Here is a 22,540-nt window from a genome sequence, read left to right as displayed (position 1 = left end):
GAATGATGGACGAACAACAAAAAAATAATTTTTGGTATGCAGACTGGTCATTCCCATTTTTTGTCGGATTACTGTCTTCAGGTGTGTTTGCCGGTACTCACATGTACTACTTGTATGGTATCGGCGCATTTAACGAAGTTGCATTTGTATCAATGCTACGTGCCGGTATGGATTCAGGTGTCTATGGTGCGGTTGCAGCCTTCGGTGCAAGCTTCTTATTTGCTCGAATTATAGAAGGTTCTTTGGTTGGTATCTTAGATATTGGAGGGGCTATTCAAACGGGTATTGGACTTGGTGTTCCCGCCTTATTGCTTGGTGCCGGTATTGTTTTCCCACTCGAAAACTTTGTTGCTTCACTTGCCACGGGTTTTGCTCTTGGCGTCGCGATTGGCTATATCATCATTTTGGCTCGTAAGTACACCATTAATCAAAGTAACTCAACCTATGGTGCCGATGTCATGATGGGGGCAGGTAACTCATCCGGTCGCTTTTTAGGTCCTTTGATCATCCTATCGGCAATTGGTGCTTCTATTCCAATTGGTATCGGTTCACTGATTGGCGCATTGGTTTTCTATCAATGGCAAAAACCGATTACAGGTGGCGCAATTTTAGGCGCGATGATTTTAGGGGCTATTTATCCTATCGCTTTGTAACGAGACGCTGAGTATCGGGTAATCCTTTTACACTGATCCTTTACCTTTCCAACCTCCTTTGTGGTATTGGATCAGTGTTTTTTTACGCATCTCTAGTGTTTTAATATGCACATAAATATCAGGTCGTTATATGTATGATCTTCTAATTAAATCTGGCAAGTTGATGAATGGTCAACTAGTCGATGTCGCCGTACGCAATGGCAACATTGTCGAGATAAGAAATAGCGTTGAGATAGCAAGCATTAAGGATGATGCTAAACAGTACCTTGATTTACAAGGACGGTATTACATCAGCGCAGGTTGGATTGATTTGCATACCCATTGTTATGCCAAGTCTCCGATTTATCATGATGAACCTGACCTCGTGGGAGTTAATCAAGGCGTCACCACTGTCATTGATGCCGGTAGCGTCGGTGCGGATGATGTGGATGATTTTTATCAATTATCGTGCCTACAAAAGACCAATGTATTCAGCTTATTAAATATTTCCCGTATAGGGTTATTGCGCCAAAACGAACTGGCTAACTTATCAGACATTGATAAAGAGTTAGCCGCTTCAGCCATTCAACGTCATCCAGAGTTTATCAAAGGTTTGAAAGCTCGAATGAGTGGCAGCGTTGTCGAACAGTCCGGCCTAGAGCCTTTGCGCCTAGCGAAAGAAATTCAACGAGAAAATCATGACCTACCGCTAATGGTTCACATTGGTAATAACCCCCCAAATTTAGATGATGTGGTCAATTTACTCGATAACCACGATGTGATTACCCATTGTTATAACGGAAAACCCAATCGAATTTTAGAGGCTAACGGTGAGCTTAAACCGGCCGTTGCTGCCGCACTGAAACGAGGTCTGAAATTTGATATTGGGCATGGTGGGGCAAGCTTTAGTTTTGATGTTGCCGAGCAAGCCATCGCGCAAGGGATTTATCCCGATACCATCAGCTCAGATATTTATTGTAAAAATCGAGAGTTAGGTCCGGTACGCAGTTTGGCACATATCATGTCTAAGTTTCTTGCCATTGGCTTAACTGCTGAGCGCATTGTGCAATGTGTGACTAAAAATGCCGCTGAGGTATTGCGTTTAGAGCAAAAGGGTCAATTAGCGGTCGGTAAAGATGCTGACTTAACCATTTTTGATATTGTCGAACACGAACAATCGCTGGTGGATACAGAAGCGCAAACTCGTCAAGGGACGCGCGCATTTCAACCATTGGCCGCGATCGTGTCTGGTCACGTTATTCCCACTATTGATGGAGTCAAATTAGATGTCTTCAATTCATGAAAAATATAATTTAAAACAAGTTCTTAATTGTTCTGGCCGCATGACTATTTTAGGGGTTTCTACCCCGACAGAATCAGTAGCGAAAGCGGTAAATACTGGGCTGAATCAATATTTTGAGATGAAAGATTTGGTGATCAAATCCGGTGAGTTTATTGCTCAGCAATTAGAAGTTGAAGCGGCGGTGGTCGTGTCTTGTGCTTCTGCGGGGATCGCTCAATCTGTCGCCGCGATGATTGTCAAAGATGACCTGTATCGATTAGAACATTTACACGCTCATCCACATGATGTGCCGTGCGAAATTGTTTTACCTAAAGGGCACAATGTTAATTTTGGTGCGCCAGTGGGCACCATGGTCACTTTAGGCGGTGGGGTCATCAAAGAAGCTGGTTATGCCAATGAATGTACGAAAGCGCATTTAAGTGCTGCGATCACGTCAAAAACAGCGGCGATTTTATACATCAAATCCCATCACTGTGTACAAAAAAGTATTTTATCGGTGCAAGAGGCCGTTCAAGTGGCTCAACAACATCAATTACCACTCATTGTGGACGCTGCCGCTGAAGCGGATTTGAAGTCTTATTACCAAATGGGAGCCGACTTAGTAATTTATAGTGGCGCAAAAGCCATTGAAGGGCCAACCAGCGGGTTAGTAGTGGGGCGCAAACAATATATCGATTGGGTCCGATTACAATCGCAAGGTATTGGGCGTGCGATGAAAGTGGGTAAAGAAGGCATTTTAGGCTTAACGCAAGCGATAGCCGAATATTACACGCGTGGGCATGAAACTGGCCAACAAATGGTGGCTAAGATGGATATCTTTGTGACCACTTTAAATCAAATTAAAGGCGTATCGGCGCAAGTGGTTTGGGACAGTGCTGGGCGAGATATTGCCCGAACGGAAATCACCTTTGATGAAGCGCTACTGGGGTTGTCTACTGCTGAGATCGTGAGCCAATTAACCGCGACCAGCCCGGCTGTGTATTGCCGTTGCTATAAAGTTAATGAAGGGAAGATCGAGATTGATGTCCGCAGCGTTGAAAAGTCTGATTTAGACATAGTGAGCGACAAAATCAAAACGATTTTGAACCCATAATTGATTGAATATATTAAAAAATTTAAGAGAGTGTTTTATGAGTTTACAAGCTAATTTTTATAAAAATCGTGTCTGTTTAAATGTGCTAGCCGGTTCAGTGGACAATGCCAAAGCCATTTATGAAGTGGCAGAAGGGCATGTGGTGGTTGGGGTATTATCAAAAAATTACCCAGATGTTGAAACGGCCGTCAAAGCGATGAAAGCCTACAGCGATCAAATCAATAACGCGGTCTCTGTCGGGCTAGGTGCTGGCGATCCTAATCAATCAATGATGGTGTCACAAATTTCACAGCATCTACAGCCACAACATATTAATCAAGTATTCACAGGGGTTGCGACCAGTCGCGCGTTATGTGGTCAAGATCAAAGCATTATTAACGGTTTAATCTCCCCAACAGGGACGGTGGGCATGGTGAAAGTTTCGACGGGGCCATTAAGCTCACAACTGCCTGATGGTATTGTGCCGGCCGAAACGGCGGTAGCGATGCTTAAAGACATGGGCGGCAGCTCTGTGAAGTATTTTCCAATGGGTGGTTTAGATACTCGTGAGGAATTTGCCCACATTGCGAAAGTGTGTGCAGAGCATGATTTTTGGTTAGAGCCAACCGGTGGTATTGATCTTGATAACTTTGAAGCCATCATGCGTATTGCTTTGGATGCGGGCGTGAGCAAAATCATTCCACATATTTATAGCTCAATCATTGATAAAGAGACGGGTAATACTCGCCCAGAAGATGTCGCTACCTTATTGGCTATAGTTAAAAAATTACTCGATTAGTTTTTAGCTAAGTTTGCACTCAGCGTAGTGGCCTTTTGGCTACTATGCTGAGGGGGTATTTTGATTATAAATGTGTAGAAATGAGAGTTAAGCTCAAACTATTGAAGTCGGATGCTCAATGTGCTTCTTATTTTTATATTATTGATTTACATTTGAAAAATAGTGGCAAGGTGGTTGCTAAATAACGAGAGACAGGATGTCATTCCGCTATTTCCGTCAATTGGGTTTAACATGATACAACTTCCTTATCCTCGCCTAAATCAAATCTTTGATGCGTTACGCCTTGGTCCTTTGCCTCAACAAGAGTTGGCTGACCGTTGTCAGGTGTCTACGCGAACCATTCGTACGGATATTTCTGCCTTAAATGACACCTTAGTGACGTATGGTGCTCAAGTCACTCATCAGCGTAATAAAGGGTATCAATTAGAGATTTTCGATCAGCCACGCTTTGATGAACTGTTGCAGCAAACGCAACAAATGAGGAAATCACCACGAAATCCGAAAGAACGAATGATGCATCTTATGATGTTATTGTTATCTCAAGATTGTGAATGCAAATTAGATGATCTAGCAAACCAATGGTTTGTGAGTAGAACCTCCTTGCAAGGGGATATGGTTGAGATTAGAGATGTCTTTCAGCAATACGGTTTGAAGCTTGAAAGCCGAGCATTCCAAGGGTTAACCGTGCATGGAAATGAGCAAGCGATTCGAGCCTGTATTGCTCATGTTCTGTTTCGCTTAGAGCCGACCGATCATACATTCAATCATATTTGTGGCTGTTTTTTCCCTGAGATCAATTGCGAGTATTTGCAAGACAAGATTTTGCAATGCATTCAGAACCAGCAGATCCACCTCACCGATGAAGGTATCCATCATTTACAAGTGTATTGTGGCATTGCTTTGCATCGCATGAAAACCGGCCATTTTATTCATGAAATAGCGTTACCTGAAATCAGTGAAGAAGCACAAGCAGCGGGGCGTGAACTGGCTGAACAATTATTGCTGAGCATTGCTGATAACTTAGATGGTGATGAATATTTAGACAATGAGCTTGGCTACTTATGCATTCAAATTGCGGCGCGTCGTGTGGTGGGAGCTAATACCTCTTACTTGCAACCGTCTAGTGAGCCTTATCAATTCATTGATTACCTCTTATCCTTCATTAACGAAAAATATTTTTATAATTTAAATAACGATCCTAAGTTGCATCAAGATTTGTTGTGTCATGTGACCACGATGATGTTACGGGTTAAATATCAAATTACCTTACCGAATCCATTAGTGGATCACATCAAGCGTTACTATCCATTAGCTTATGACATGACCGCAGCGGCGATCGCACAATGGAAAGGTCCGTATTTGATTCCGGATAGTGAAGTTGGTTATTTAGTGATGCATATTGGGGTTGGTATTGAGCGAAATTATGCATCAGAAGTCGAACACACCCCAACGGCGATTTTAGTTTGTAACTCTGGCACTTCGATGAGTCGTTTGCTGGAATCTCAATTGCGTAAACAACTGCCACAGTTATCGATTATGACCTGCTACTCACGTAGAGAATATGAAAGCTTGCCAGAGGTTCGCGAAGATATTGTGATTTCTACAGAGAAGTTGTTAGAAAAAAACAAACCGGTGTTATTAGTAACGCCGATGCCAACGCCATTCCAAATTGAGCAAATTCGGAAACATATTCAAAATCATCGTACGCCGCCCTACATATTAGAGTGTTTCTTCGATGAGAAATATTTTAAACATTTACAACAACCCATTACACAACAGGATTTATTGCAGCAGTTATGCGCTGAGTTGGAAACGGATGGCATTGTACCTGCAGAATTTTATCCATCGGTACTTGAAAGAGAAAACATCACTCCAACCATGCTAGGCGATATGATCGCTATTCCTCATTCTGTTGGCCTGATGGCGAATGAAACTAAGGTCTATACCGTGTTTTCTGAAAAAGGGGTGAAATGGGGCAATAATCATAAAGCGCATTTGATCTTTTTGTTTGCCATTAAAAAAGAAGATTACGAAGAAGCTATGGGGTTATATGAGCTGTTTGTGACCTTCATGGATTCCAAAGCATTATCTTCTTTAACTCATTGCAATAACTTTGAAGCCTTCATTCACTTTGCCAAACGGTGTTGGTTAAGCTGTAAAAAAGAATGGTAACCAGCTGATGCGTTTGCTACTTAGGCATATCATGTAGGCAGATCATGATGCTCTAAACAGATAATAGTACTCTAAACAAATAATGGTGATCTAGGCAGATAAAATCGTTACCTAAACAGATAATAGTTACCTAGACAGTAGCAAAGGAGCGGAGCGTCTCATTAAGCTTTAAATGGCCCATAGGTGAAGATACTGTCGATCAGCTCTTGAGTATCCACGTTATCAGGGTTGGCTCGTAGATAAGTACGTAGCCCCATGATCTGAATTTGCAAATAACGAGATAATGGTTGGCATGGCTGTTGTTTGGCGATCTCACCTTTGGTTTGCGCCTCTTGTAATAACTTGGTAAAGGCGTTTTCGATTTGGCTGAGCAAGGTTTTCGCTTGTTCTAATAACTCTTCATTTTCTTCGGTTAATTCTGAGATGGTCTTCACTAACAGGCACATATTGCTGGGGGCTGAATCTTGACTATCGACCACCGCCGCATAAATGAAATTCTTCAAGGCAAGCAACGGGCTATCGGTTTGCACACGGCACTGGGCCAACAATTGCAAGGTGTTCGTGGTGTAATGATGCAAGGACTCCTTAAATAACCCTTCTTTACTGCCAAAGCAGGCATAAATACTTCCCGGACGCATATCAATCACATCTTGCAGGTTACGCATGGAGGTACCATGGAAGCCTTTTTGCCAATACAGCGCCGTTGCTTTTTGGATAACCTGTTCTCGATCGTATTTGGTTGATTTTGCCACGTACATTACCTATTTCGTTTATCTTGATTTCGTTTTTCTTTCGACGTGTCTTAGTGTCTCGATTGACATTATTGATGCGTCATCTTGTTCTCTTCTTGTACATGGTGAGGACTTTTTAAGTTACTGTTTAATCAGTTTTTTATTGAGATTTAAACCATTTAATCATGCCAATTAACTTATGTACACCACGTATGCTTGATTATTATTTTGAACATTTGTTCAATTTTAACTTGAACGATCGTTCAAATCCACATATATTATTGGTCATACAGCAAGCATTATGAAAATCACAACAAGATGGGGAAATATAATGAGTCATTTTACGATCCACGATGTGCAGTCTGCACCAGAAGCAAGTAAACCTGGACTAGAGCGTTCACTCAAAGCGAATGGTTTTATCCCGAATTTACACGGCGTACTAGCTGAAGCCCCTGGCTTATTAGAGGGCTACCAAGTACTGCACCAACTATTTTCTAATTCATCCTTTAATGCTGAAGAGTTAACGGTGGTATGGCAAACCATCAATGTTGAACATGAATGTCATTATTGTGTTCCAGCGCATACAGGGATTGCGTTATCTATGAAAGTGGACGAATCGTTAAATACCGCGCTGCGTAATAACACGGCAATGCCAACGGAAAAGCTGCAAGTATTGCATGACACTACCTTGAGCATGGTGCGTAACCGTGGTCAGTTATCAGAACAAGAGATTCAAACTTTCTTTAATGCAGGATACGGTCAACGTCAGTTGCTTGAAATTGTCTTGGGCCTTTCGCAAAAAGTGATCAGTAACTACACCAACCATCTTTCTAAGACGCCGGTTGATTCTGTATTTGAAAAATTCGTTTAATGGAAAGCCTTCCTCTGGAGATGACTGATCCGGCGGAGCGATTGACATTAAATGGGTAAACTAAGCGACATAAGGGATGATCTTATGTCGCTTTTTTCGTTTTTGATTGCGAGTGTACGATTAATCTGTGATATTGCTTGGTGTATGAAATCTAACGTTAAATAGAATGGCTTAATGGTGATTTAAGGAACACTCATGTCTCAACCTGTTGGTTTAAAAGCGGTTGCATTGCTTGAAGCGTCGAAAGGAGTGTTGGCTTTATGTGTGGCATTAGGGGTATATACCTTGTTTAGTCATGATGCCCAACAAATCGTTATCGAGTTAATCCAGCATTGTCATCTTAATCCCGCCAGTTATTACCCTCATTTATTGATTGAGAAAGTGGCTCTCATCACACCGCAAAACCTTAACCTGATCACCATTGGAATCATGCTTTATGGTGCGATTCGATTTATAGAAGCTTACGGCTTATGGCGAGCGAAAAGGTGGACCGAATGGTTTGCACTTGTCAGCGGGGCAATTTATATCCCATTTGAAGTATATGAACTGATTAAACAAGTGGATGTACTCACGGTTGGAGCATTCGTTATTAATATATTGGTTGTTGGCTATATGGTGGCGGTTCTTAAACACACCAAGCACTAATTTTTGTTGCTTGCGGGTTAAAATTTTGTTTTATAAAGGTTTCTTGAACCTGTTTTTTGTTATCTTCTCAGATTTTTTTTCATTAACAATAAAGCTTTTATTGCGCCTATCATTTAAACTACCCCTTATTGGTTAGGTGGTCGTTGTAGTGATGGGGTCATCAAGAACAAAAATAACGATTATTTTGATGATTTATTTGTCATTTACTGCATTCAGAACCTATCCTTAAGTAGTATTTTTGTTGAATTATTGATTCTAATTTACTGTAATGTAAGGAATATATATGAAGAAACGTTACGTTGCCATCATCGTGTTAATCGGTGTGGTAATTGGCTGGATCACGTTTGGGGGAACCCAAGCGGCACTTCACGCCACTTCAACGACTGAATTTTGTGTCTCATGTCACACCATGGAAAAACCTTTTCAGGAGTACCAAGGTTCAGTTCACTTTAGTAATAGTAAAGGTGTAAGAGCTGAATGTGCCGATTGTCATATTCCAACACACAATACAGTGGATTACCTTTGGACTAAGATCCGTGCATCAAAAGACATCTATCACGAATTTGTGACAGGTAAAATTGATACTGATGAGAAATATGAAGAGCATCGTTTAGCCATGGCTCAAACGGTGTGGGATCAATTGAAAGCGAATGATTCTGCAACTTGTCGTTCTTGTCACAGCTTTGATGCCATGGAGCTTTACGACCAACCTAAAGGCGCACGTGACATGCACTTAGCGGCACAAAAAGATGGCCAAACGTGTATCGATTGTCATAAAGGTGTCGCTCATATGGCCCCACAAATGAAGCTAGATACGTCTGAATTTGATCATTTAGTGGATATTGCGAACAACACGCCAGCAGACGCAAAAGAAGTGTATGCTCTAAATCCAATTCAAATGGGCGATTTAGCGACGGTTAACCCATCAACTGCATTAACCGTGACTAAAGCTGAAGGCACAAAACGTTCAGTGACACTGTCGGGTTACCAAATGAAAGGTGCAGAGCAAATTTTGTACTTTGATAATGGTAAACGCGCCATTATTGCTAGCTTGACGGACAATGGTCAAAAAGCATTAAAAGTTGGTGAATATGAAACCGATCATTACGGAAACCAATGGCGTAGTGCAACCTTAACCGGTGAAATCGATGGCCCAGTATTGGCTTCACGTGAACCGTTATGGAAATATGCAACAGACCTAGATAACGTATATTGTTCAACTTGTCACGCTAAGATCCCTGCCGATCACTTTACTGTCAACGCATGGCCTTCAGTGGTGAAAACCATGGGCTCTCGTACCGATATTTCAGCCGCTAACTTAGAAATTTTGACTAAATTCTTCCAATATCACGCCAAAGATATGAAAGGACAGGAGTAATTAGAATGAGCAATATGAATATCTCCCGTCGTGGGTTTTTAAAAGGGGCGGGTGCCTCAGCTGGAGCGTTGGCAATTAGTAGCATTGTTCCTCTTCCTGCGTCTGCTAATAGCAATATTTCGGAGCGTGGCTATGTGATTACCGCGGGCCGTATGGGAATTTTGAAAGCAAAAGTAGTCGATGGAAAACTGGTTGAAACAACCAATGCGTTACCGCAAACCATGGTCAACCATTTACAACAAACCGGTCCTTCGCAGGTGTACACGAAAGCGCGTGTTAAGTACCCAATGGTGCGTAAAGGCTTCCTTGAAAACCCTGAAAATCCAACCGGAGTACGTGGTAAAGATGAATATGTTCGCGTATCTTGGGAAAAAGCATTAAAACTGGCACATGAACAACACATGCGAGTCCGTAATACTTACGGTCCTGAAGCCATTTATGCCGGTTCATACGGTTGGCGTTCAAGTGGTGTGTTGCACGATGCTCGTACCTTGCTACAACGTTATATGACCTTGGCGGGTGGTTATGTGGGTTACTTAGGTGACTATTCTACCGGTGCAGCGCAAGTTATCATGCCTCACGTAGTGGGCTCGATTGAGGTGTATGAACAACAAACCACCTATCCTGTCGTGATGGAGCATTCTGATGTTGTGGTATTTTGGGGATTAAATCCGCTAAATACGTTGGAAGTGGCGTGGACGGCTGCTGACGGTCAAGGTTTAGAGTTTTTCCATCAGCTTAAAAAATCAGGTAAAACGATTATTGCGATTGATCCTATGCGTTCTGAAACCATTGATTTCTTTGGTGACAACGTACAATGGATCGCCCCGCACCCAATGACTGATGTCGCCCTTGCTCTAGGGATCGCACATACATTAGTTAAGAATAAGCAACATGATGAGACGTTCTTAAAAACCTATACCCAAGGTTTTGAACAGTTTAACCAGTACTTACAAGGTGAAACTGACGGCGTTGCGAAAGACTCAGCTTGGGCGGAAAACATTACCGGTGTACCAGCCAAACAAATTGAACTATTAGCGGATATTTTCTCGAAAAACCGCACAATGCTGATGGCGGGCTGGGGTATCCAGCGTCAACAATTTGGTGAGCAACGTCACTGGATGATCACTACTTTGGCGGCGATGTTAGGTCAAATTGGTCTTCCTGGTGGTGGTTTTGGGTTCTCTTACCATTATTCAAATGGTGGTAACCCAGCGCGTGATGCGGGTGTATTACCTGCGATGACGGCAACCATTGATGAGAACTTTACAGCGGGTATAAAAACTCATGGGGTAGTTAACGCATTCCCTGTTGCTCGTATTGTTGAAGCGATGGAAAACCCGGGTAAACAATATCAACATAATGGTCAAACTCGCACCTTCCCACATTTGCGAATGATCTGGACATCTGGTGGGGCCAACTTTACACAACACCAAGATACTAACCGTTTAGTGAAAGCGTGGAATAAGCTAGATTTTGTTGTGATCAATGAAATTTATTGGACTGCGGCGGCAAAACATGCCGATATCGTTTTCCCAATTACTACCAGCTTTGAACGTAATGATATGACTATGGTTGGTGACTATAGTAATCAGTTTATCGCGCCGATGAGACAAGCCGTTGCAGCAGAAGGTGAATCGAAGAGTGACTTTGAAGTGTTCGCATCCTTGTCTGAGCATCTATTCAAAGGCGGTCGTCGAGTGTATACCGAAGGCCGCGAAGAAATGGAATGGTTACGTGACTTCTATAAGAAAGCACAAAATAGTGGCCGTAATGCTCGTGTAGCTATGCCTAACTTTACTCAATTCTGGGAAGCGAATGAATACCTAGAAATGAAATGGAATGATGAAGCTGCAAAATTTGTGCGCTTTGCTGATTTCCGTAAAGATCCGGTGCTTAATCCACTAGGTACACCAAGTGGTAAGATCGAAATTTATTCGAAAACTCTAGAAGGTTTTGGCTTAAAAGATTGTCCAGCTCACCCGACATGGCTTGAGCCAACAGAATACACCGGCAGTGCCAAAGAAGGCGAATTGCAATTGATGACGGCTCACTCCGCTTATCGTTTGCACAGTCAATTCAACTACGCCGATGTGCGTAAAGAATACGCGATTGCCAATAAAGAGCCGATTTTGATCAATAAAGATGATGCGGCTAAACGTGGCATTAAAACAGGCGATGTGGTGCGAGTGTTTAACCAACGTGGGCAAGTGCTGGCGGGGGCAAGCGTCACCGATGGCATCAAACAAGGTTCGGTTTGTATCCACGAAGGGGCATGGCCTGATTTTGATCCTGAAATCGGCATTTGTCGTAATGGTGGGCCAAACGTTCTGACTCTTGATATTCCAACCTCTCGTTTAGCCAATGGCTGTGCGGCTAACTCTGCACTGGTTAAGGTCGAAAAATGGGTTGGTGAAACGCTTGAGACTCAAGCCTTTGAGCCACCAAAAGTGACGCAAGCTTAATCCTGTTTTAACTTGTATCCTATAAATAAAAATCTGAGCTGTTATGGCTCAGATTTTTTTATTTTTCATCCTTGCTTTTAATGTTTTATAAAAACAGTGGAATAGAAAGAGGAAGTCGCTAGGTTAGTTATTACTTAATATCAATCTAATATCAATCGTCCGTCCTAATTCGTGTATTTGGTTTAACTTTTTACCGCGTCATCTTTGTTTTGAAGGGCTGATTTTTGTTTAGAGAAATAATACAGACCAATAAGCGCGGCGAGAGCACTACTTAATGCCCCAAGCGCTAATGACCAACGTGGGCCATATTGATCGGCAATCCAGCCAACGATCGGTGCTCCAATCGGGGTACACCCCATGGCAATCGCCATACGAATCGCAATAACTCGCCCGCGCATACTTGGCTCTGTAGTGAGCTGTAATAAGCTATTGCTTGAGGTATTGAAGGTTTGTACGGAAACTCCAATGAGAATTAAGGTCACTCCAAATAACCAGTAGCTTGGGCTAATGGCAGAGATAATAAAGCCAACAGTAAGAACGCCACACCCAAGTACTAACGAGCGCATGGACGGGCCTTCACTTTTGGCTGAAAATAATGCCCCTGCGACAGAGCCTACCGCCATTAAGGTGGTTAATAATCCAAATTGTTCAACCCCCACATCAAACACTTTTACTGCCATGGTTGAAATGAAAATCGGGAAATTGAGCGCAAACGTACCAATCATAAACAACATAAAAAAGATCGTTCGTAGATCGTCACGTTGCCAAGAATATTGAAAGCCTTTCAATAAGGCCCCAGGACCTTTGGCACTGCGAGTGCTTGGATGTAACTCATTAATTCGAAAATGAAACAGTGAGAAGAGTACCCCAACAAAAGATAAAGCATTCACGATAAAGACCCAACCTGTGCCAATGCCAGCAATCAATAAGGCTGCCAGAGAGGGGCCTATCATGCGAGCGGAGTTGAATGAGGTTGAATTTAACGCCACAGCATTGGATAAGTCTTTATCGCTGACCAATTCAGTGACAAAGGTTTGGCGAACGGGAGCATCTATGGCGGTAGTGCAACCTAGAATAAATGCGAAAATATAGACCTGCCAAAGTTCGATATGGCCGGTTAAGGTTAAAATCCCGAGCAATAAAGGTAATAACGCCAACAAAGATTGAGTGATGATTAAGACTTTGCGGCGGTCAAATTGATCGGCAATGTAACCAGAAAAAGGCAGTAATAAAGCGTGTGGTCCAAACTGTAAAGACATGACAATTCCCACCGCGGTCGCATTGTGTTGCGTTAATTCCGTTAACACTAACCAGTCTTGCGCTGTACGTTGCATCCAAGTGCCAATATTGGAAACCAGAGCACCAATCGCCCATAAACGATAATTATAAAATTGTAATGAACGAAACGTGGCTTTAATTGCAGAGGCCATGACCAACCTTATGATAACAATGCGCGATTAAGATAAGAGGGGGTAATGGTAACGTGTTCATTCACCATCCCCTAATGATAAAAACGTCTAAAAATAGCTGTGATTATGACAAAAAAGCTACAAAAGGGTTAAAGTCTTTATTTTTATGGAAATGCATTGTGATTACAAGGCGATAAAAAATCCCATAAGATTGTTTATGTCTCAATAAAATACAGTGCTAACATGCGCGATGATAATCACAGTTTTTATGGTGCTGGGTGACGTATGACAACAAAAATATCTCGTCGTAAACAATATTTCCAAGTTTTAGCGATGGGTTTTAGTGCCTTTATTTTTAATACCACCGAATTTGTTCCGGTAGGGATTTTGACCGATATTGCGCAAAGCTTTGGTATCACGACGGCCAAAGTTGGCTGGATGCTCACCATTTATGCATGGGTAGTGGCTCTGTTTTCGCTTCCTCTGATGCTGCTTACTCGTAAAGTTGAGCGCAAAACCTTGTTGTTGTGTTTGTTTGGTGTTTTCTCTGCCAGCCATGTGTTGTCGGTATTGGCGTGGAACTTTCCAGTCTTGGTCATCAGCCGTATTGGAATTGCTTTTTCCCATGCTATCTTCTGGTCGATTACGGCCGCCATTGCGATACGTGTTGCTCCTGCGGGTAAAAAGACATTTGCTTTAAGTGTGTTAGCGACAGGGACTTCTCTTGCTATGGTATTAGGCGTACCAGTAGGGCGTTTGATTGGACAATGGTTTGGCTGGCGAGCGACATTTGGCGTCATCGGTGGGATCGCTTTTATGATGATGCTGATCTTAGCCCGCCTGTTACCACCATTACCGAGTGTCTCATCTGGCAGTTTAAAAAGTTTATCGGCGGTATTCAAAAAGCCAGTGTTGTTAGGGTCGTATTTCTTTATCTTTTTAATCTTTACTGCTCACTATACTAGTTACAGCTATATCGAACCGTTTATGCATGAAGTCGGACAAGCCAACAGCTACTTTACGACTTTCTTACTGTTGTTGTTTGGTGGTGCGGGTATTGTCGGCAGTGTGATTTTTGGCATTTGGGGTGAAAAACATAATACTAAGTTATTGCTGGCTAGCGGTGTGCTTTTAAGTATCTGTTTATTTTGGTTGAATGCTGTAGCTCTTTCTCAATGGGGGATCACTGGTCTTATTTTTGTTTGGGGCGCGGTGATGATGCTGGTGCCTGTTACCATGCAAGTTAAGGTATTCAATATTGATAATGATGCCTTTGAAGTCATTATGTCGATGTATTCTGGCATCATAAATTTAGGCATTGGTGCAGGTGCTTTATTAGGCGGTAAAGTGTTATTGCATTTCGGGTTAGCCAATATTGGCTATGTGGCGGCCACCATTGGAGTGATTTCAATGATTGTGCTGGTGGCCTTGTTACGAAAATACCCCATCTTACGTTAAAATTAGTAATGTAATTTATTGAAAATGGAGAAAATTCCCATCATTCAGCTATATTTGAAATGGTGATGATTTACACTTTATAAACACACTATTGTTACATCGACCACAAGGATAGTCACGGTATGAAACCTATTGATGAAGAGTCGCGCCAGTTTGTAAACAATATGGTTGAGTCAGCCATTCGAATTGGGCTTATTTTTATTTTGGTGTGGGGGACATTTCATATCGTTCGCCCTTTTATTCTTCCCGTATTATGGGGGGCGATCATTGCGGTGGCATTGAACCCGGTAGTGAATATGCTCAGTGCACGTATTCGAGGAAAACGCACTCTGGCGGTAACCCTAGTAACGGTGGCTAGCATCGCATTATTGATTTCGCCTTTTGCAATGATCTCAACCTCAATTTATGACGGCTTGATGTTCTTAACCGACGTCGTGAAATCGGGACAATTATCGCAATGGACGCCGAATCCCGCGATACAAGACTGGCCATTAGTCGGCCCATCCATTTTTGATGGATTAACCTACCTATCTTTGCACATTAAAGATATGATCGTGCAATTCCTACCCCAGATAAAAGTTGTTTTAAGCCACTTATTGGCGACCTTTGGCAGTGGTTTAGGTAGCTTAGTCATGTTCTTTTTATCCTTGGTGATTGCGGGTGTCTTTATGGCGGCAAGCGAACCGATTTCTCAAGCTATTATTCAGGTCTTTGAACGTAGCGCAGGAGAACATGGCACACGTTGGGCTAATATGTTGTCGAATATTATTCGAAGCGTTTTAGTCGGGGTGATTGGCGTGGCTTTTATTCAAAGTTTAATTATCAGTGCTGCTTTATTTACTTTTCATATTCCCGCTGCTGGCTTAATTAGCCTAGTGATCTTAGTTTTGTGCATTGCCCAACTTCCAGCCATTTTACCTTTGTTGCCCTTATTTGGTTATATGTACCTGACGGCTGATACCACCTCATTTATTATCTTTACTGTGTGGGGATTACTTGCCGGGCTTTCCGATAACATTTTAAAACCACTATTGATGGGGCGTGGATCTGTGGTACCTATGCCCATTGTGGTGATTGGCTCTTTAGGTGGCATGATGTACGCGGGGATCATTGGGTTATTTTTAGGTGCAGTCATTCTATCCCTATGGTGGGGAGCCTTTACGGTGTGGCTTAAAATTGATCAAGGTAAAGCGCTTACTTAACCACCATCCAAAAATGGAATAAAAACAGCGCCTACTTGAACTGACCCCCAATAGTTGGACACCAACATTGGGGGTTATTTTATGTCTAAGTACATCAGAGAATTAAAGCTGTGCATTGCTCAGCGTTGCCTTGATGGCGAATCATCGACATCTCTTGCAAAAGAGTTATCTATTCCTGCGAACCAAATTCGTTATTGGACTTCTGTTTACAGGATCCATGGTTCATCTTCATTTTTACCTCTTGATTATGAAAATTCCGCAGATTTTAAATTCTCGGTATTAAAATCAATGTGGGAAAATAACTGGTCTATAAGCCAAGCGAGTGCTGAATTCAATTTTTCTTCTAACGGGACTATTTCTGTTTGGTTAAAGCTTTATAATCAGTCGGGATTCCAAGGCTTACATTCCCGACCTAAAGGCAGACCATCTATGAAAACTCAATCAAATAAGCGTCCGACTAAACCTGATGAAGACATGTCACTTGATGAACTCAGAGAGGAACTGGCTTATTTGAGAGCGGAGAATGCTGTTCTAAAAAAGTTAGAGGAGCTGGACAAGTTAAAACGTCAAGCAGCAAAGAAAAAGCGTTGACTGTTCAAGCTCTAAAACACCAACACAAAATCCAGCATTTATTGCAATCCATTGGATTGCCCAAGAGTGTGTATTACTACCAATGCCAAGTGTTGAGCACTCCCGAGCCTTACGCGAATGAGATAGCGAGTATTGAAAGAATATTTCATAAGCATAAAGGTCGATATGGTTATCGACGCATTCATTATGCTTTACGTAGAGAAGGCATCTACTTAAATCATAAAACGGTTCAGCGCTTAATGGCAAAACTAGGGCTAAAATCGACCGTAAGACCGAAGAAATATCGTTCTTATAAAGGTGCGATTGGGCGTATTGCCCCGAATATTCTGAAGCGAGACTTTAAATCGACGAAACCAAATGAAAAATGGGTGACCGATGTGACGGAATTTAAAGTGGCAGGTGAAAAAGTCTATTTATCTCCTATCATCGATTTATTTAATCAAGAAGTCGTTAGTCATACTGTAGCGAGCTCACCTAAATTACATCTCGTGACCGAGATGCTAGAGAAAGCGACGAGTAAGTTAAGTCAAGCGTCCTCGTTAACTTTACATAGTGACCAAGGGTGGCAATACCAACACCGTGATTATCGTAACAAGCTAAAAGAGAAAAGAATAAATCAGAGTATGTCGAGAAAAGGAAACTGTCTTGATAATGCTGTGGCTGAAAACTTCTTCGCACTTTTAAAAACAGAAATGTACCATGGTTACCACTTTGACAGTGCTGAGCAACTTATGGCATGCATTGATGAATATATTGATTATTACAATAACGATCGGATTAAGGTGAAATTAAAAGGCCTAACTCCGGTAGAATACCGAAATCAGGCCTTAGAAGCCGCATAACAGAAATGTCCAACTTTAAGGGGTCACTTCATACTACGCTTAGCGCTGTTTTTTTGCCCAGTAAACCTAATGATAATTTCATTTATACAATCATTTGCTTATATTGTGCGCAATCAAACCAAAATGTGTAGAAAAAGGCTTTTATTTTTTTATCGTTATGGCATAGTAACACCCGTCTTCAAGAGACAGCTTACCAGTTAAGCGTGCGTCGTATAATGGCTATTACCTCAGCCTTCCAAGCTGATGATGCGGGTTCGATTCCCGCCGCACGCTCCAAATCTTATATAAATCTCACGTATCTATTTGAAAAACAACACTCTTTATTGAGTGATTTTTTGTATCTGCAATTTGGTTTTGTTCATTTCAAATTGCTCGGTGGTCATCTGGTGGCCAAGCGGTGTCCATATTTAAATTTGAGCTAAAAATTGAGCAGAAGTAACTTCCTCCGCTCAATATTGGAAAAGCTAATCTTAATTCTCTGAAATCACCATTTCCAGCATATTTAAGAAAATTAAAGGGCTTTCTAAATGAATACACAATTCAAAAACGACTACAGCATGGTTTTGAAAGAGAATTGAAGCCTTATTTGAGGCGAAGCCAGGTACACCTAAGGTTCTGAGCTTGAACTACATTAAGGACCAACTAAAATTGGAGGTTATTTTTTGTGATTTAAGCCTCGTGGAACTATCCATCTGCAATAAGGAAGTAAAAATGAATATTAAGGAGTTTTCTAGCTTGGTAGATTTGTCGAATTACACGCTTAGGTACTATGAAAAGATCGGCTTACTTAAAAATGTTCGGCGCAACAATAGTGGTCACCGAGTGTATACCGAGAAAGACGTAAAGTGGGTAGAGTTTGTGATTCGCCTGAAAGAAACGGCCATGCCACTAGAAGATATATTGAGATACGCTCGGCTAAGAGAGCAGGGCAATAGCACGATACTTGAACGTCAAGCCTTGCTAGAACAGCACCAACAGAGTTTACAAGCGTATATAGAGCAACAACAATCTCACCTTTCGGCGTTGGAAGATAAAATTGGTCTGTATAAAGATGGAAAAGTGTCTTGACTTAGAGTGAACTCTAACTTGTATGCTGTACTCTTATTGAACACATAGGAGTAAGACAATGAAAACGTCACGTTTTGAAAAAGGATTAGAACTACTTAAACATATTGATGGTGAAGCAGGGCAAAATGTTATTGATAGCTTGAAAGATATCAGCCCTGATTTGGCTAAATATACCATTGAGTATCCTTTTGGTGATATCTATTCGCGCAAAGGCTTGGATTTGAAATCGCGTGAGATTGCTACAGTGGCAGCATTAACAGCATTAGGCAACTGTGCTCCACAACTTAAAGTACATTTAAATGCGGCGTTTAATGTGGGTTGCAATGAAGAAGAGCTCAAAGAAGTGATTATTCAGATGTCTGTTTACGCTGGCTTTCCTGCTGCGCTGAATGGGATGTTCGTATTCAAAGAAGTGCTCATTGAACGAACCGAGAATCACAACAACTAAGTAGACTATGTATACGCATTTAACGTAAGTTCACTAAATCTACGCCCAAACATAACCTTTTTACTCGTGCGATTTTGCTCATCGCACAAGTATTAACTAACTCATTTGTCATACCTGTAGTTGTTTATGAACCTTTAATGTTCCATTTTCCGAAATTGACCCAAATACAACTTATATAGTGGTAATGAAATTCACGCGGAAATAGTGAGTTTTTATGTTTCTAAAGTTGCTCCGGGACAAAAGTGACTTAGCCCATAGTATTGTTTTTAATGTGGTGGTGTCATGGTTTCTGTCAATCTAACATAGTAGACTCAAGTAGTTACTTTTTGAACTGGATGCTAATTATGACTAACGAATCTTCTCCTGATGGCCTTGCCGCGCAAGTTTTTGGTTCACAAATACCTCTCCCACCTTTTGGTAATATTGAAAAAGGAGAGCTAGCAATTAAGTTTTCTAACTCTACCTTCTGGTTACCACTGGACGAAGCAACAATGAGAAGAGTTCATCGACAAACAGGTGTCCTTAGCGATGAACTTCGTAATAGTCTAGAACTGAATCAGCAAAAGGCTTCAGAGTTCCTTTCAAAATCTCTTCAGCTTCCAAATCTAGCTCTCTTTGCTGGGAGTGGTGCTTCCCTTGGAGAGCCCAATGGCCCATCCATGCGGGATCTTTGGGTAAAATGTATGTTCGTGAATGCCGAAGAGAATGGTAGCGAGAACGCAGTCGAACAGCTTCATGAGGAAGCCAAAGCCATTTGCAACAAGTTACGCTATACAGATTTTGAATCACCTAATATTGAGCACTTTTTGTCTGCTTGTGATGCATACCTTACCGTTTACCCAGAAGACCAGTCAGTGAAGCCGTTCTTAACGTCTTGCAAAGCTAAAATACTTGAAGCTTGTTCTCAGTTTTTAACGACAGACAACTCTGATATTTCAGCATATACTGAAACACTTAGAAAGTTAGCAAGGCGGCGTACAAGAGATCCAAGACTAAAAGTATTCACAACTAACTATGACATGTGCTTTGAAACGGCGTCTTCTGATTTGGGGATGATGGTCGTTGATGGGTTTTCCTACACAAGGAAGCGACGTTTTAATGGTCAATACTTCAATTTCGATGTGGTTAACAGAGCCCATGAAGAGCAATCCTTCATTCAAGGTGTAATTCAGTTATATAAGTTACATGGCTCCGTAAGTTGGGAGTACCAAGATAAAGATGTGTATGAAGTTCAGCAGCCATCTCCAGAATTAGCATGTCTTATCTATCCAGCAAAAGGGAAGTACCAACAAGCATTTATACAACCTCATCTAGAGCTTTTGTCTCGTTACTTAGAATTTCTACGGCTACCAAATGCTTGCTTAGTGGTAAACGGATTTGGTTTTAATGATGACCATTTATCTGAACCTATTCTTTCTGCGATTAAATCTAATCCAAGCTTGAAGTTAATTGTTTCTGATTATGCCGCATATGGGCAAATTAACGGTGGTGGTAGCCATTATTGGCAAGATTTAGCTTCATGTGGAGCCGATGTGACATTCATTAATGCTTCTTTTAAGCAGTTATCTGGATTGATACCCAACTTAGCCGCACTGAGCCCTGCTGAACAACTCGGTAAAGACGTTCAACGCTTGTTGGTGGGAGGTAATGGGTGATTGGTTTATTAAATAGTGGGCTCCTAAACCCTTCCCTTAAGGTTGGAGTGATCTCAGGAGTTAACGCAAAAGGTATCACGCTGAATCTGACAAAGGCTGGATTGAAGTCGGCGAGTTATCACGATGGAGGGCGCTATGGTAGAGGAGAAGTCGGCGAGTTAGTTCTTATTGAAGGACAAACGGAGTTAACTTTGGGGAAGGTTCTAGATGTTAGGTTACCTGAAAAAGTACGACAAGATCTGGCTAGTGTAAGTTCTGAAAATGAGATTGATGCTATAGGTTACATGCAGGTACTAGGCTCCGTTTGCCTTAGTACATTGGTAGTTTCTGCAGGTGTAACAACATATCCAAGAATAGGGGATAGCGTTTATTCTGCACCTGCTGAGTTTATTGCAAAGCTACCTGAACTATCCGATCGTGCCATATCAAGGGAACAGCCTAGACTAATCAAACTAGGCTCTATAGCTGATGGTGTTTCTAGTGATGTTGCTGTAAGTCCCGAAAAGCTTTTTGGTAGACACTGTGCAATTCTCGGCTCAACAGGAGGAGGGAAAAGCTGGACAACTTCTAGGCTTATTCAGGAGTGCGCTAAGTTTCCGAGCTCTAAAGTTATCGTTATTGATGCCACTGGAGAGTACCGAAGCCTACCCACTTCCTATACCATGCATCGCCACTTGGGGAAGCCTTTAAATACGCACCAAGACTCCACTTGCTTTAGAATTCCGCCAACTGACTTCGTCGAGTCTGACTTTTTAACTCTCTTTGAACCATCAGGGAAAGTACAAGGGCCCAAACTTAGGGAGGCTATAAGAAGTTTGAGGCTTGTTCACTTGGATCCGTCTATAGCTGACCATGGTGTTTTAATGAAAGTTAATCGAAGCAAAGAGGCTTATAGAGCTTCAATGCGAAAGCGACAACCTGATACACAGTTACCTTTCTCAGCCTTGGTGGACTTACCTACACAGCCTTTTGATGTTAAAAAACTCATGCGGCAAATAGAGCAAGAATGTTGCTGGTCAAATAATGATGCCTGGGGGAACCCAACAACCGATTTAGGCTATTGTTCTTCTCTTTTTACAAGAATTCAGTCTGTACTCAAATCTCCATCGTTCGAAGTAGTGTTTCAAGAATCTCAAGGAGACACTCTTGGGCAAGTTTTAGATGAATTTCTCAGTTCACATAATCGTGTTCTCCGTTTGTGTTTAAGTGCTACTAGTTACGAGTTTAATGCGAGGGAGATACTAGCTAATGTGATTGGACGTAAGTTGCTGTCTTATGCGAGAAATGAACGATTTACTAATCAACCTTTACTTGCTGTAGTAGACGAAGCTCATAACTTTCTTGGGAAGAAGGTAGGATTTGAAGAGTATGCAACTCGTCTTGATGCTTTTGAAATCATTGCAAAAGAAGGGCGTAAGTATGGTTTGAACATTTGCCTTACCACTCAACGACCTAGGGATATTACCGAAGGTGTGATAAGCCAAATGGGTACTTTACTTGTCCATCGCTTAACTAACAGTAATGACCGTGAACTTGTAGAACGAGCTTGTGGAGAAGTGGATAAGTCGATGATCGAGTTTCTACCTAATCTAAAACAAGGGGAACTTGCTGTTGTTGGGGTCGATTTCCCGATTCCTCTGACAATTCAAGTGCATAAACCTGAGCACCCACCATTGTCTGATAGCCCAAGTTATCAGTTGTACTGGTAATATAGTTAACTATTGGCATTAGATAATGCTAAGGAAAATTCTGGGGGCATGTTTTTCTTTTGGCGCTAGAAAAATTTATCTGAAAGTCTG

The 22,540-nt window shown here is 41.8% G+C and carries 19 protein-coding genes and 1 tRNA gene; 18 read left to right on the top strand and 2 right to left on the bottom strand.

Translation table 11 applies throughout. The features are described 5' to 3' along the window. The first annotated feature begins 5 nt into the window (after positions 1-5). The 5 genes from VCA1004_RS14135 to VCA1004_RS14115 all read left to right on the top strand — a co-directional run bounded on the left by VCA1004_RS14135 (position 6) and on the right by VCA1004_RS14115 (position 5,978). Positions 6-653: a DUF4310 family protein gene (locus VCA1004_RS14135; RefSeq protein ID WP_086981079.1), complete on the top strand. Its 648-nt coding sequence runs from the start codon at positions 6-8 to the stop codon at positions 651-653. 130 nt (positions 654-783) lie between these two features. Then, the gene (locus VCA1004_RS14130; RefSeq protein ID WP_086981078.1) at positions 784-1,935 is read left to right on the top strand and encodes an amidohydrolase/deacetylase family metallohydrolase; all 1,152 of its coding nucleotides are present in this window, start codon (positions 784-786) and stop codon (positions 1,933-1,935) included. After that, on the top strand, positions 1,919-3,028 hold the full coding sequence (locus VCA1004_RS14125) for a DgaE family pyridoxal phosphate-dependent ammonia lyase (RefSeq protein WP_086981077.1): 1,110 nt from the start codon (positions 1,919-1,921) through the stop codon (positions 3,026-3,028). The genes VCA1004_RS14130 and VCA1004_RS14125 overlap by 17 nt, the downstream gene beginning before the upstream one ends. A 37-nt stretch (positions 3,029-3,065) precedes the next feature. Beyond that, positions 3,066-3,806 carry a 2-dehydro-3-deoxy-phosphogluconate aldolase gene (dagF, locus tag VCA1004_RS14120; protein WP_086981076.1) on the top strand — a complete coding sequence of 247 codons (741 nt, stop codon included), beginning with the start codon at positions 3,066-3,068 and terminating at the stop codon, positions 3,804-3,806. Between the two features lie 231 nt (positions 3,807-4,037). Continuing rightward, positions 4,038-5,978 (top strand): BglG family transcription antiterminator, encoded by a 1,941-nt coding sequence (locus VCA1004_RS14115; RefSeq protein ID WP_086981075.1) that lies wholly within the window; start codon positions 4,038-4,040, stop codon positions 5,976-5,978. Between the two features lie 161 nt (positions 5,979-6,139). On the opposite strand, the gene VCA1004_RS14110 is transcribed toward VCA1004_RS14115, so the two are convergent. Next, positions 6,140-6,730 carry a TetR/AcrR family transcriptional regulator gene (locus VCA1004_RS14110; protein WP_086981395.1) on the bottom strand — a complete coding sequence of 197 codons (591 nt, stop codon included), beginning with the start codon at positions 6,728-6,730 and terminating at the stop codon, positions 6,140-6,142. A gap of 310 nt (positions 6,731-7,040) precedes the next feature. Here VCA1004_RS14110 and VCA1004_RS14105 point away from each other — a divergent pair, with 310 nt between their 5' ends. The 4 genes from VCA1004_RS14105 (at position 7,041) to VCA1004_RS14090 (ending at position 12,068) form a co-directional block, all read left to right on the top strand. After that, entirely contained in the window at positions 7,041-7,580 is a 540-nt protein-coding gene (locus VCA1004_RS14105; RefSeq protein WP_086981074.1) for a carboxymuconolactone decarboxylase family protein, read from the top strand. A 195-nt stretch (positions 7,581-7,775) separates the two neighbouring features. Continuing rightward, positions 7,776-8,225: a DUF2127 domain-containing protein gene (locus VCA1004_RS14100; protein ID WP_086981073.1), complete on the top strand. Its 450-nt coding sequence runs from the start codon at positions 7,776-7,778 to the stop codon at positions 8,223-8,225. Positions 8,226-8,508: 283 nt separating this feature from the next. Further along, positions 8,509-9,603, top strand: a complete 1,095-nt coding sequence (locus VCA1004_RS14095; RefSeq protein ID WP_086981072.1) for a NapC/NirT family cytochrome c — start codon at positions 8,509-8,511, stop codon at positions 9,601-9,603. A 5-nt stretch (positions 9,604-9,608) separates the two neighbouring features. Continuing rightward, positions 9,609-12,068, top strand: coding sequence for a molybdopterin guanine dinucleotide-containing S/N-oxide reductase (locus VCA1004_RS14090; RefSeq protein ID WP_086981071.1), 2,460 nt, complete (start codon positions 9,609-9,611; stop codon positions 12,066-12,068). Positions 12,069-12,250: 182 nt separating this feature from the next. On the opposite strand, the gene VCA1004_RS14085 is transcribed toward VCA1004_RS14090, so the two are convergent. Then, a complete protein-coding gene (locus VCA1004_RS14085) occupies positions 12,251-13,498 on the bottom strand; it encodes an MFS transporter (protein WP_197715835.1) in 1,248 nt (415 codons plus the stop codon). Between the two features lie 264 nt (positions 13,499-13,762). Here VCA1004_RS14085 and VCA1004_RS14080 point away from each other — a divergent pair, with 264 nt between their 5' ends. The 9 genes from VCA1004_RS14080 to VCA1004_RS14040 all read left to right on the top strand — a co-directional run bounded on the left by VCA1004_RS14080 (position 13,763) and on the right by VCA1004_RS14040 (position 22,450). After that, positions 13,763-14,935 carry a sugar transporter gene (locus VCA1004_RS14080; RefSeq protein WP_086981070.1) on the top strand — a complete coding sequence of 391 codons (1,173 nt, stop codon included), beginning with the start codon at positions 13,763-13,765 and terminating at the stop codon, positions 14,933-14,935. Between the two features lie 122 nt (positions 14,936-15,057). Next, complete coding sequence (locus tag VCA1004_RS14075; RefSeq protein ID WP_086981069.1) at positions 15,058-16,137, top strand: AI-2E family transporter; 1,080 nt, start codon at positions 15,058-15,060, stop codon at positions 16,135-16,137. Between the two features lie 81 nt (positions 16,138-16,218). After that, positions 16,219-16,728, top strand: a complete 510-nt coding sequence (locus VCA1004_RS14070; protein WP_086981789.1) for a helix-turn-helix domain-containing protein — start codon at positions 16,219-16,221, stop codon at positions 16,726-16,728. After that, positions 16,725-17,570 carry an IS3 family transposase gene (locus VCA1004_RS14065; RefSeq protein ID WP_086981067.1) on the top strand — a complete coding sequence of 282 codons (846 nt, stop codon included), beginning with the start codon at positions 16,725-16,727 and terminating at the stop codon, positions 17,568-17,570. Before VCA1004_RS14070 ends, VCA1004_RS14065 begins: the two co-directional genes overlap by 4 nt. Before the next feature lie 201 nt (positions 17,571-17,771). Beyond that, positions 17,772-17,846: transfer RNA gene (locus VCA1004_RS14060), tRNA-Gly, on the top strand. Positions 17,847-18,281: 435 nt separating this feature from the next. Then, positions 18,282-18,638 carry a MerR family transcriptional regulator gene (locus VCA1004_RS14055; RefSeq protein ID WP_086981066.1) on the top strand — a complete coding sequence of 119 codons (357 nt, stop codon included), beginning with the start codon at positions 18,282-18,284 and terminating at the stop codon, positions 18,636-18,638. A 58-nt stretch (positions 18,639-18,696) separates the two neighbouring features. Next, complete coding sequence (locus VCA1004_RS14050) at positions 18,697-19,086, top strand: carboxymuconolactone decarboxylase family protein (protein ID WP_086981065.1); 390 nt, start codon at positions 18,697-18,699, stop codon at positions 19,084-19,086. 344 nt (positions 19,087-19,430) lie between these two features. After that, positions 19,431-20,741, top strand: coding sequence for an SIR2 family protein (locus VCA1004_RS14045; protein ID WP_232012659.1), 1,311 nt, complete (start codon positions 19,431-19,433; stop codon positions 20,739-20,741). Further along, positions 20,738-22,450 carry an ATP-binding protein gene (locus VCA1004_RS14040; RefSeq protein WP_232012658.1) on the top strand — a complete coding sequence of 571 codons (1,713 nt, stop codon included), beginning with the start codon at positions 20,738-20,740 and terminating at the stop codon, positions 22,448-22,450. The genes VCA1004_RS14045 and VCA1004_RS14040 overlap by 4 nt, the downstream gene beginning before the upstream one ends. The last annotated feature ends 90 nt before the right edge of the window (positions 22,451-22,540 follow it).

The sequence above is a fragment of the Vibrio aphrogenes genome (assembly GCF_002157735.2).
Lineage (GTDB): Bacteria > Pseudomonadota > Gammaproteobacteria > Enterobacterales > Vibrionaceae > Vibrio > Vibrio aphrogenes.
Note: the sequence above shows the minus strand (reverse complement) of the source record. Positions and strands in the feature narration are given on the sequence as shown.

Bases quoted from the DNA above. Each gene is read 5' to 3' on its own strand.
- VCA1004_RS14135 (WP_086981079.1), top strand. From the start codon at position 6: ATGGACGAACAACAAAAAAATAATTTTTGGTATGCAGACTGGTCATTC.
- VCA1004_RS14130 (WP_086981078.1), top strand. From the start codon at position 784: ATGTATGATCTTCTAATTAAATCTGGCAAGTTGATGAATGGTCAACTA.
- VCA1004_RS14125 (WP_086981077.1), top strand. From the start codon at position 1,919: ATGTCTTCAATTCATGAAAAATATAATTTAAAACAAGTTCTTAATTGT.
- dagF (WP_086981076.1), top strand. From the start codon at position 3,066: ATGAGTTTACAAGCTAATTTTTATAAAAATCGTGTCTGTTTAAATGTG.
- VCA1004_RS14115 (WP_086981075.1), top strand. From the start codon at position 4,038: ATGATACAACTTCCTTATCCTCGCCTAAATCAAATCTTTGATGCGTTA.
- VCA1004_RS14105 (WP_086981074.1), top strand. From the start codon at position 7,041: ATGAGTCATTTTACGATCCACGATGTGCAGTCTGCACCAGAAGCAAGT.
- VCA1004_RS14100 (WP_086981073.1), top strand. From the start codon at position 7,776: ATGTCTCAACCTGTTGGTTTAAAAGCGGTTGCATTGCTTGAAGCGTCG.
- VCA1004_RS14095 (WP_086981072.1), top strand. From the start codon at position 8,509: ATGAAGAAACGTTACGTTGCCATCATCGTGTTAATCGGTGTGGTAATT.
- VCA1004_RS14090 (WP_086981071.1), top strand. From the start codon at position 9,609: ATGAGCAATATGAATATCTCCCGTCGTGGGTTTTTAAAAGGGGCGGGT.
- VCA1004_RS14085 (WP_197715835.1), bottom strand. From the start codon at position 13,498: ATGGCCTCTGCAATTAAAGCCACGTTTCGTTCATTACAATTTTATAAT.
- VCA1004_RS14080 (WP_086981070.1), top strand. From the start codon at position 13,763: ATGACAACAAAAATATCTCGTCGTAAACAATATTTCCAAGTTTTAGCG.
- VCA1004_RS14075 (WP_086981069.1), top strand. From the start codon at position 15,058: ATGAAACCTATTGATGAAGAGTCGCGCCAGTTTGTAAACAATATGGTT.
- VCA1004_RS14070 (WP_086981789.1), top strand. From the start codon at position 16,219: ATGTCTAAGTACATCAGAGAATTAAAGCTGTGCATTGCTCAGCGTTGC.
- VCA1004_RS14055 (WP_086981066.1), top strand. From the start codon at position 18,282: ATGAATATTAAGGAGTTTTCTAGCTTGGTAGATTTGTCGAATTACACG.
- VCA1004_RS14050 (WP_086981065.1), top strand. From the start codon at position 18,697: ATGAAAACGTCACGTTTTGAAAAAGGATTAGAACTACTTAAACATATT.
- VCA1004_RS14045 (WP_232012659.1), top strand. From the start codon at position 19,431: ATGACTAACGAATCTTCTCCTGATGGCCTTGCCGCGCAAGTTTTTGGT.